The following is a 3,878-nucleotide window of genomic DNA, read 5'->3' as shown; positions in this document are numbered from 1 at the left end:
TCGTGATAAACGCGGCGGTAGACAGCCACGCCAGGTTCGGGTTTGACCCGTGTGCCGCCGTGGTGATCGAAGTCCTTCCCGGTCCATTCCACGGCCTTGCGTGTGCCGCCCAAGCCGAAGAAGCTGCCCCAGGTTTCGTGCCCTTTGAAATGGATCATGTCATCAGTCAGTGCGCTCTTGCCTGGCAGCCTTAGCAAGACATAGGTGGTGGTTTGCATGCCACGATATGGATTCAATTCGTTGAGACGGTAAGCCTCGAAACTGATGGGGAATACTACCTTGTAAAACTCGGTCATCGACTTTTCGTAACTGTTCGACCAGTCGGCAGGCCGGGTGCCGAATCGGGTACGTTTGACCCAGGTTTCAAGAGGTGTGTCCTGAGTATATTGGCGGGCAATTACTCCGCCGACGATCAGGATGGTCCACCCCAGAGCGCGGGCGGCCAGGTGTGGCGCCACGCTGACGCCGCGGCCTATGACGGCAGCCTCGCCAGCGATGACCGCAGCACGGGCGGCACGTATAGCCCGGAAGCTCTGCACGTAAAGACGCAGGTTGGCGGCAGAGGCCAGGGTCAATCCGGCATTGATGGCTGTGGTGTCCAGGTCGCCTGCTTGGTAGCTCTCTAGCGCTTCGATGCCATAGACCAATACGTCGAAGCCCGAGGTCACCGATTGTAGGATCGATGCTTTAGCGCCTACCCCCAGTGCATCAGCCAACGCTTTCTGCGAAGCGATGTGCGTGGCCCCATTGAGCTTGACTGCTGCTTCCCAGTCGACTTCAGAAACTTTTTGCAAGGTCGCTGCTATTGCGCTAGAAACTCCAAAAAATCCTCCCGCAAAACTCAGCCAATTTTTTCCCGACTGCTTTTCAGTTAGCTGTAACCCGCCCCATATAAAATTCACCCCTGCCATCAGCGCTACCAGGCACTTGATAGGTGCTTTTTCTAGCGTTCCTTTGCCGAGATCGAGCATCCTCTTGAGGTCGACATCCGCCGCCATGGATGTAGGCAGGGGCGGCAAGTCCTTGGCCGGTAGCAGGCGGAAGAACGGCAGTGCCTCGCTGACCGCAACACTGAGCTGTGTGGGTTTTAGACGGGCTGGCAGATTAGGGCGTGTGCCCATCAGGTCGCTCATCCATTCGCCGAGTTGCCGCTGACTGACGGCCTCGATAGCCAGGCGCTGCTGGCTTCGCGCCAAAGCTGCGGCGAGGTAGAGGCGCCCGGCGACCTTGGAGCCGTCGTCGGCTTTTTGCAGGCCCAGGCCGACGATGGGAGCGAGCGCTGTAAACAGGGCTTCCAATGGCGAACCCAGAATATGCCGGCCCAGTTTATCGGCTGCCTGGTTCAGCAATTGCGCCAGTTTGTGTGCTTCGTTCAGCGCGCTTGCACCGTTGTCTCTTGCGCCGTCAGCCAGTCCTACCAGGGAATTGATTTCGCCGACACCGAGGCGTTTGCCCAAACCCAGTAACGCCCAAACCAGCCAGGGTTTGCCCTCTTGCTGCTGGAGTGTCAGGGCATTCGCTATGGCCTTGGCTCCGGGACCGGTTGTTGCAGGGCCAAGGCAGGCTGCAGCGAAGTGGAGTTCCAGCTCTGCACGTGGATCGGGCTGGGTAATGTCGAAGTGGCCACAGGCAGTATCCAGGCTGGCAGGGCCGCGCTGCGCTAGGGTATTTAGCCAGGCTGACCAAAGCTCGCTGAGGCGGCGCACATCGGCGCTGTATTCTTCCTCCTCCTGCGTTTGCTGCTGCCAGGTAGTTTGTAGCTGGCGGTAATTGGTGATGCTGCGCAGTTGGCCGCCGATTTGCGAGTCGCCTTCTGCCAGAGATCTGAGCACTCCTGCCATTGCCCAATCTTCGCCGTGCACTTCCCGGGTGACTTTGAACGCCTGCTGACGAGCGCGAAGCAGCTTGGCCAGATCCAGCAATACGCCCCAGGGGTCGTCGATCAAGGCATAGGCTTGTTGCTCGCAGCGCTGCATGTCGTCGAGCAGCTTTGGCCATGCCGGGCGGTGACTGGTAGAGGGCTCGCAACTCCAGCCATACCAGTTGGCGTCCATGTAGTCGCCGATACGTTCGTGAATCGTGCGAGCTTGACCGCTGAAAGGTGCTGCTCCAGGGGTGATGGTGCGCATCACGCGCTGACGTACATCCTCTTTTCCCTTGGCTGAGTTGAACTGGCTATCGCTCCACTGGCGAGGCGACCACGCCAGCATGGCCGGTGTTCCTGCGGGAAGGAGTAAATAGGGCAGGCTACGCGCGTCGATGACTTTGCCGCCGCGAGCCGTTTGGGTAAAGGCAGCCGCGTTGACACGGTACTCGACCAGTTGTTTTAGGCCGCTCTGCCAGACGTACAGCCAGCCATCGCGTAACAGACGAGCGGTGTAGTTCAGCGGACGGCCCTGAAGGGGCTCGAAGTAATCGCCTATTGCCGGAAAGTCTCCCTGTACAGCTGGCAAGCCATAGGCGCTGGTATCCACTGTCAGGGTCGGGCCGAGCGCATAGCGTAGCGGGAGTACAGCACTGAGCAGGGGGCATCCAGCGACCGTCAAGCTAAATGGGGCGGGAGTTTGAGCAGTCATAGAAGAGCCTCCTGTGCCGTGTCGTCCTGTTCGGCAAGTGCTTCCAGCAGTCGCCAGTCGAGCGTCATTTGCGCGGCGAGATCTAGTTCGGCTGGCGCCCCGTCTTTTTCGGGCCGTTCGTTTTGCCAGGCACAGAAGATTGTGCCTTCGTGATGAAGCCAGATGCGTGAGATTCGGTGCCAGAATCCCACCGGCCATTGCGCTTCGCGCCGCCATGCCTGATACAGAGGCCGGGCGTCACCCAGGCGTAGCCAGAGTTCGCGATGTTCTGGAGTGAAGATGCGCAGGCGGCGCTGCAGTATGCGCTGCAGATCGTCCATCGAAGCATCGCTTTCCAGCCAGAGACCATCCTTGATTTCGGTTCCGTGTCTCCAGGCGTCATAGGCCATGCTGCCAACCGGAGCATCCAGCAAAATCGGGCCAGCGTCCGCTATGGGCTCATAGGCCGTACCGAGCAATAACGGTCTTGGTTGATGGCTAGGGAAGCACTGATAAAGCCACGCCGTCGCACTCTCGTAACGAGCTCCGTCGAGCAGAATGGCACCGCCCCCATCGGGCATTGGAGCGCTCATGCCTTATCTCCCTTTGATGCCTTAGCGGCTTCGCACACTTCACATACGCCAGCTCGGGTGCTGCGAAACAGCATGTTTTGTTTTACCAGGGCTTCCAGTGGAATTCCCGGCACATCCGCATCCGCCGGCTTCGCCGCCCCCGGCAACACCGGCGCCGCCCCCGAGCCATTGCCCGGCNCTGGCCGGCCTGGATGAACTGGCCGTTGCCCAGCTTGATGTGCTGGCTGTCGCCGACGGTGAGGTGGTCGTTGGCCTTGATCTCGGTCTTGCGGTCGGCGTGGGTGGTGCGGTGTTCTTCGGCCTTGAAGTGGCTGTAGGCATTGGCCTCGACGGTGTCGTGGCGTTCGTTGCCGACGCGGATCTTCTGGTCGTGCTCGATGTTCTCGTCCCAGTCGCGCTGGGCGTGGACGTAGATCTGTTCGGCGCCTTTGCGGTCTTCGATGCGCAGTTCGTTGTAACCGCCGCCGCCGGGGCTGCTGAGGGTCTTGAATACGCTGCGGGTCTTGTTCGCTGGCAGGTCGTAGGGCACCACATGTTCGGCGTGGTACAGGCAGCCGGTGACCAGCGGTTGGTCGGGGACGCCTTCGAGGAAGGTGACCAGCACTTCCATCCCGATACGCGGGATGGTGATGGCGCCGTAGCGATCGCCGGCCCAGCTGGAGCTGACCCGTAGCCAGCAACTGGTCTTCTCGTCGGCCTGACCTTCGCGATCCCAGAAGAATTGCACCTT

2 protein-coding genes and 1 pseudogene are annotated in these 3,878 nt (G+C 60.3%); all 3 read right to left on the bottom strand.

All coding sequences use genetic code 11. The features are described 5' to 3' along the window. Positions 1-2,576: toxin VasX (locus EA796_RS22810; protein WP_122110277.1), on the bottom strand; the 2,576-nt coding region annotated here is incomplete at its 3' end. Continuing rightward, complete coding sequence (locus tag EA796_RS22805; protein WP_256679249.1) at positions 2,573-3,148, bottom strand: DUF4123 domain-containing protein; 576 nt, start codon at positions 3,146-3,148, stop codon at positions 2,573-2,575. The genes EA796_RS22805 and EA796_RS22810, both read right to left, overlap by 4 nt. Positions 3,149-3,305: 157 nt before the next feature. After that, positions 3,306-3,878 (bottom strand): annotated as a pseudogene (gene tssI / locus EA796_RS22800) (type VI secretion system tip protein TssI/VgrG); the annotation flags it as partial.

Origin of the sequence: Pseudomonas sp. AOB-7 (genome assembly GCF_003696305.1) — a bacterium.
Taxonomy (GTDB): Bacteria; Pseudomonadota; Gammaproteobacteria; order Pseudomonadales; family Pseudomonadaceae; genus Aquipseudomonas.
This window is presented reverse-complemented; position numbering and strand designations above follow the sequence as displayed.